Origin of the sequence: Mycobacterium sp. E1715, assembly GCF_001667625.1 — a bacterium.
GTDB lineage: Bacteria > Actinomycetota > Actinomycetes > Mycobacteriales > Mycobacteriaceae > Mycobacterium.
Window position 1 is genome coordinate 1 of record NZ_LZJJ01000368.1, and the last position, 6,138, is coordinate 6,138.

The 6,138-nt window shown below is 73.0% G+C and carries 3 protein-coding genes and 1 pseudogene; 2 read left to right on the forward strand and 2 right to left on the reverse strand.

Annotated elements, in window-relative coordinates; genetic code table 11:
* On the forward strand, nucleotides 1-3,204 hold a 3,204-nt coding region (locus A9X03_RS18275; protein WP_156746595.1), incomplete at its 5' end, for a cation-translocating P-type ATPase.
* Between the two features lie 11 nt (nucleotides 3,205-3,215).
* On the opposite strand, the gene A9X03_RS18280 is transcribed toward A9X03_RS18275, so the two are convergent.
* Nucleotides 3,216-4,781 (reverse strand): AMP-binding protein, encoded by a 1,566-nt coding sequence (locus tag A9X03_RS18280; protein ID WP_068262267.1) that lies wholly within the window; start codon nucleotides 4,779-4,781, stop codon nucleotides 3,216-3,218.
* Entirely contained in the window at nucleotides 4,778-5,671 is an 894-nt protein-coding gene (locus A9X03_RS18285) for an SDR family NAD(P)-dependent oxidoreductase (protein WP_068262269.1), read from the reverse strand. Before A9X03_RS18285 ends, A9X03_RS18280 begins: the two co-directional genes overlap by 4 nt.
* Before the next feature lie 290 nt (nucleotides 5,672-5,961).
* On the opposite strand from A9X03_RS18285, the pseudogene A9X03_RS28615 reads away from it, so the two are divergent.
* Nucleotides 5,962-6,138: pseudogene (locus A9X03_RS28615) on the forward strand (cutinase family protein); the annotation flags it as partial.

Genomic DNA, 6,138 nt, shown 5'->3' on the forward strand with positions numbered 1-6,138 from the left:
GACGGCGACGCTGGCGGTCAGGTCCTCGGTGCCGGCGACGTGGCGCAACACCACCCGTGCACCGGTCCGGTGCGCGACCTGCGCACGGATCGCGGGCCGGTGCTGCTGATCACCGCGCTGCACCGCGACTTCGCATCGACCGACACCTTGGCCGCGTTGGCCATCGCCGACGTCGGCGTCGCGCTCGACGACCCCCAGGCCGCGACGCCCTGGACGGCGGACATCATCACCGGCACGGACCTGGCCGCCGCGGTGCGCATCCTTTCGGCGCTGCCGGTGGCCCGGGAGGCGACGGAGTCGGCGGTGCGCCTGGCCAAGGGCGGCAGCACCCTGGCGGGGCTGTTGCTGGTCACCGGCGACCCGCGCACCCTGAGCCCGTTCGCCGTGCAGCGCTGGCTCAACCCGGTGAACGCCGCCGCCGCGGCCGCGCTGATGCAGGGCAGCTTCGCCGCCTCGCGGGTGCTTCGGCTGGCCGACCCGACACCCCAGCCGCTGACCGCGTGGCATGCCCTGGACCCGGAGATCGTCTACTCCCGGCTGGCCAGCCGCACCCGCCCCCTGGCCGTCGAGCCCGGCGTCGCGCCCTGGCGGCAGCTCCTCGACGACCTGTCCTACAACCCGGTGGTCGCGCCGCTGCGCGGGCCGGCGAGCCGCGTGGGGCGGCTGCTCACCGCGACGCGCGCCGAGCTGGCCGACCCGCTGACGCCCATCCTGGCCGTGGGTGCGGCGGCCTCGGCGATCGTCGGCAGCAGCGTCGACGCGCTGCTGGTGGCGGGCGTGATGACCGCGAACGCGGTCGCCGGTGGCGTCCAGCGGTTGCGGGCCGAGGCCGCGGTCGCCGAGCTCTTCGCCGAGCAGGACCAGTACGCCCGGCGCGTGGTGTTGCCCACGGTCGCCACCGCGCACCGCCGGCTGGAGGCCGCCCGGACCGTCGAGCGGACGGTGTCGGTGAGCGCGAAATCGCTGCGGCCCGGCGACATCATCGACCTGGCCGCCCCGGAGGTCGTGCCGGCGGACGCGCGCCTGCTGGTGGCCGAGGACCTCGAGGTCGACGAGTCCTTCCTGACCGGCGAGTCGCTGCCGGTGGACAAGCAGGTCGAGCCGGTCGCCGTCGCCGACTCCGACCGCGCCAGCATGCTGTTCGAGGGCAGCACCATCGTGGCGGGGCACGCCCGGGCGATCGTCGTGGCGACCGGTGCGGGCACCGCCGCGCAGCGCGCGATCTCGGCCATCGCCGACGTCGAGTCGGCGGCCGGGGTGCAGGCCCGGTTGCGGGAGTTGACCAGCAAGGTCCTGCCACTGACCCTGGCCGGCGGCGCCGCGGTGACCGCGTTGGCCCTGCTGCATCAGGGATCCCTGCGGCAGGCCGTCGCGGACGGGGTGGCCATCGCCGTGGCCGCCGTCCCCGAGGGGCTGCCCCTGGTGGCCACCCTGGCCCAGCTGGCCGCCGCCCAGCGGTTGTCGCGCCGCGGCGTCCTCGTCCGCACGCCGCGGGCGGTCGAGGCCCTGGGCCGGGTCGAAACGGTGTGTTTCGACAAGACCGGCACGCTCACCGAGAACCGTTTGCGCGTCGTCCGCGGTGTCCCGCACGACGCGAGCGCGGACGGCGCATTCCCCGAAGTCAGCGCGCCGGAGTCCGCCGCGGTGTTGCGGGCCGCCGCGCGCAGCAGCACCCAGCCGCACAATGGGGGCGGCCACGCGCACGCCACCGACGAGGCGATCCTCAACGCCGCGAATTCCGTTGACGCGCAATGGGCCTCGGATTGGACCGTGCTCGCGGAGGTGCCCTTCGAATCCAGCCGCGGGTATTCGGCCGCGATCGGAGTGACCGGTGGAAACGGCGGGCCGATGCTGATGCTCAAAGGCGCGCCGGAGGAGGTTTTGCCGCGCTGCCGCTTCGCCGATGCGGACGCCGGCCCCGCCCACGCGGAGTCGTTGGTGTTGCGCCTGGCCGAGCAGGGGCTGCGCGTGCTGGCGGTGGCCCAGCGCCGGTGGGAGCACGGGACCAGCGAGGAGGACACCGACGTCGACGCCGTGGACGTCGCGGCGCACGACCTCGAGCTGATCGGCTACGTCGGCCTGGCCGACACGGCCCGCGCGTCGGCGCGGCCGCTGATCGAGGCGCTGGTGCAGGCCGGCCGGCGGGTCGTGCTGATCACCGGCGACCACCCGGTGACCGCCCGGGCGATCGCCCGGCAACTCGGGTTGCCCGCGGACGCGCGGGAGATCACCGGCGCCGAACTCGCCGCCTTCGGTGAGGAGGACCGCGCCAAGGTCGCCGCCGACGTCCAGGTCTTCGCCCGCGTCAGCCCCGAGCAGAAGGTGCAGATCGTCGCGGCGCTGCAGGACTGCGGGCAGGCGGTCGCCATGGTCGGCGACGGGGCCAACGACGCGGCCGCCATCCGGATCGCCGACGTGGGCATCGGGGTGAGCGGTCGCGGTTCGTCCGCCGCCCGCGGCGCCGCCGACATCGTGTTGACCGACAACGATCTGGGTGTGCTGCTCGACGCGCTGGTCGAGGGCCGCGGGATGTGGGGCGGGGTACGCGACGCCGTGAGCATTCTGGTCGGCGGCAACGTCGGCGAAGTGCTGTTCACCCTCATCGGGACCGCGCTGGGCACCGGCAGGGCGCCGGTGGGCACCCGCCAGTTGCTGCTGGTGAACCTGCTCACCGACATGTTCCCCGCGCTCGCGGTCGCGGTCACCCCGCAATACCCCGAGCCCGAAGAGGCCGAGGACGGCGTCGACCGCGATGCCGAGGAGCTGCATCGCGCGTTCCAGCTGGCGACGCTCTCCGGGCCCTCGCCCTCCCTCGACGCGCCGCTGATGCGGCAGATCGTCACCCGGGGCGCCGTCACGGCCGCGGGTGCGACGGCGGCCTGGGCCATCGGACGCTGGACTCCGGGCACCGAACGCCGCACCTCGACCATGGGGCTCACCGCGCTGGTGACCACCCAGCTCGCGCAGACCCTGCTGACGCGCCGCCACAGCCCGCTGGTGCTGGGCACGGCGCTGGGCAGCGCGGGCGTCCTGGTAGCCATCGTCCAAACCCCCGGCGTCAGCCACTTCTTCGGCTGCACACCGTTGGGCCCCGTCGCCTGGACCGGCGTCATCAGTGCCACCGCGGGCGCCACCGTCGTCTCGGTGCTGGCGCCCAACTGGCTGGCGCAGCGGGTGGCCGCGCTGGAACCGAAGCAGGACTGAGGCTTTCGCCGCTAGCCGGACAGCTCCTTGCGCACGACCTTGCCGGCCGGATTGCGCGGAATGGTGGCCACGAGGTTGATGTCGCGGGGCTGCTCGAATCGGGAGACCTTGCCCTTGAGGTACTCCCGCAGTGCCTCCTCATCGGTGTCGCTGCCCGGCCGCAAGACCACGAACGCGGCCAGTCGGTGGCCGAATTTCTCGTCGGGAACGCCGATGACCGCGTTGTCGGCGATGGCGGGGTGCTGGGCGAGCGCGTTCTCGACCGCGCGCGGGTAGACGTTCTCGCCGCCGGAGATGATCATGTCGTCCTCGCGGCCGACGATGTAGAGCCGGCCTTCGTTGTCGAGGTAGCCCATGTCGCCGGTGCTGGTCATGCCGTCGATCACCGTCTTGGCCCCGCCGCCGGTGTAGCCCTCGCTCGCCAGCTCGCCGCCGACGAAGATGCGGCCGGTGACGCGCGGGCCGACGGGCCTGCCGTTCTTGTCGAGGATGCGCACCGGGCAGCCGGCGACCGGTCGCCCGACGGTCTCCGGCGCTTCGCGCAACTCGGCCGGTGTCGCCAGGGCGCCGATGCCGACCTCGGTGGAACCGTAACCGTTGTAGAGGATGTCGCCGTAGGCGTCCATGAACCGCTGGCCGAGGGTCGGGTCGAGCCGGTCCCCGCTCGACATCACGACCCGCAGGTACGGCACCGGGTTGCGCGTACGCACCCGGTCGGGCAGGGCGAGGATGCGCGCGAGCACCACCGGCACCGCGGTGAACGCGTCGGCGCGATGCAGCGACGCCTGCGCGAGCGCCGCCTCGGCGTCGAAGTGACGATGGGTGAGCACCGTGCCGCCCAGGGCCACGGTGAGCATCAGCATGCCCAGCCCCAGCCCGTGAAACATGGGCATTGCCACCGAGATCCGCGAACCGGTGCGCAGGCCGGTGCGGTCGAGGATCGTCACCCACACGCCCACCGCCGAACGCAGCTGCGGCGAGCGGGGCACCCCCTTGGGGGTGCCGGTGGTGCCGGACGTGAGCAGGATGATCCGGCCCGGTGCGGCCACGTCGGGCCGCTCGTCGCCCTCCTCCGTGGTGGCCGTCGCCGGGTCGATCAGGGTGACTGATTCGTCGGCGGCGCGGACCCGCTCGCCGAACTCGTGGTCGGCGATCATCGCGGTGATCCGGTGGGCGCTCACCGCGGACGCCAGGGCGTCGCTGCGGAACTCCGTATTGACCAGGACCACGTCGGCACCCACCATTGCGGTGGCGAAGACGCCGGCGATGAAACCGCGTCCATTGCGGCACATGACGCCCACGGCGTCGCCGGGTCCGACACCGTCGCGGGACAACCGGCGCGCCAGCGAGTCGGTCGCGGACCGCAGCTCGCGGTAATCCCAAGCGCCATCGTCGTCGACGATCGCCGCCCGGTTGGGCCAGCGGGTCGCCGTCACCGCCAGCAGCGTGTACGGGTTGGTGCCGCCCCGCCGCGCCTCGCGGAGCACCCGCAGGGTCGCCAGGGGCGACGGCGGCGTCAGCAGTCGCGATCGCAGCAACGCCCGCGCCGCGGTGCCGGCCACGCCCTCGTTGCTCATCGCCGGGCCTCCGGGCCGCCGGAATCGGAAAAGAACCGCCGGTACCACAGCCGGGCGGCGCGTTCGGCCGGGCCGGCCAACAGCACGGACGCCACCTCGGCGGGCAACATCCAGGGCGGTTCGTTGCTGCGCGGTCGCTCGATCACCGCTTTGGCGATCGCGTCGGCTGCTTGGTCCGCCGACATGCCCGGGAGCCGGCCCAGGACGGGCGTGGGTTCGATCATCCGGGTGCGCACCAGCGCGAAGTAGACGGAGGTGACGTCGACGCCGTCGGCGTGCAGCTCCGGGGCGACGCTGCGCAGCCAGCGGTCGAAGGCGCCTTTCGACGCCTGGTACGCGCCCCACTGCGGCCCCGGCACGACGCGCACGCCGACGCTGGACACGTTGACGACGTGCCCGCGGCCGCTTTCGCGCATGGCCGGCAGCAGCCCCAGCAGCAGCCGGATGGGCCCGAGATAGTTGATGTCGATGGTGCGCTGAAAGTCGTGCGGCCGGTCGTATTGGTGATGCAGCGAGCGGCGCAACGACTTTCCGGCGTTGCTGACCACGATGTCCAGCGCGCCGTGCTCCTCGGTGATCTCCTTGGTCAGCGCGCTGACGGCGGCTTCGTCGGTGAGGTCGGTCGGGTACGCGATCGCGCGTCCGCCCGCGGCGTTGATCGACGCCGCCAGGTCGGCCAGGCGCTCCTCGGACCGGGCGACCGCCAGCACGGTGGCTCCCCCGGCGGCCAACCGGCGCGCCGTCGCCTCACCGATCCCGTAGGAGGCGCCGGTAACCAGCGCGGTCTTACCGGTGACGGCGCTGCGCAACCTGTCGGGATCCGATACTCGCGCCGGATTGGCCACGTGGTCCGTGACCTTGTTGAGGGCCTGCACTATCACGTTCAACATCGCCGCTGCATCCACTCGAGCCGGATGTCGAGGATCGGCGGATGGCTTCACCGTGCACTCGACTCGTCATAGCTAGCAGACCACATCGCGGTTCGCCGGTGCGCCTCGCCCCGCCGTTGCGCCGTTCGCCGGCGCGGGCCCCGCGGCGGTGGGCGCCGCGCAGCCGGATGACCGACGCGCGCAAGCCATCTCGGCCCGGATACCGCGGGGTGGACGGTGTTGTGTGAATTCGCAGTAATTTCCCGGGTTTGACCTGTTTAGCGGGAAGCTTCTCTGGGCACAATTGCGGCATGATCGCACGTCAAATAGCTCGTTTTCTCGGTCCAGCAGTAGTAGCCGCGTCCGGCCTCAGCGCGTCGGCCATCACCGGCTCCCTCCTCCCCTCCGCCGCCGCGCAGTGTCCGGACGTGCAGGTGGTGTTCGCCCGCGGCACCGGTGAAGCCCCCGGAGTCGGGCCCACCGGCCAT

Coding starts and splice junctions, on each gene's coding strand:
- A9X03_RS18280 (WP_068262267.1), bottom strand. CDS start 4,781: ATGAGCAACGAGGGCGTGGCCGGCACCGCGGCGCGGGCGTTGCTGCGA.
- A9X03_RS18285 (WP_068262269.1), bottom strand. CDS start 5,671: ATGTTGAACGTGATAGTGCAGGCCCTCAACAAGGTCACGGACCACGTG.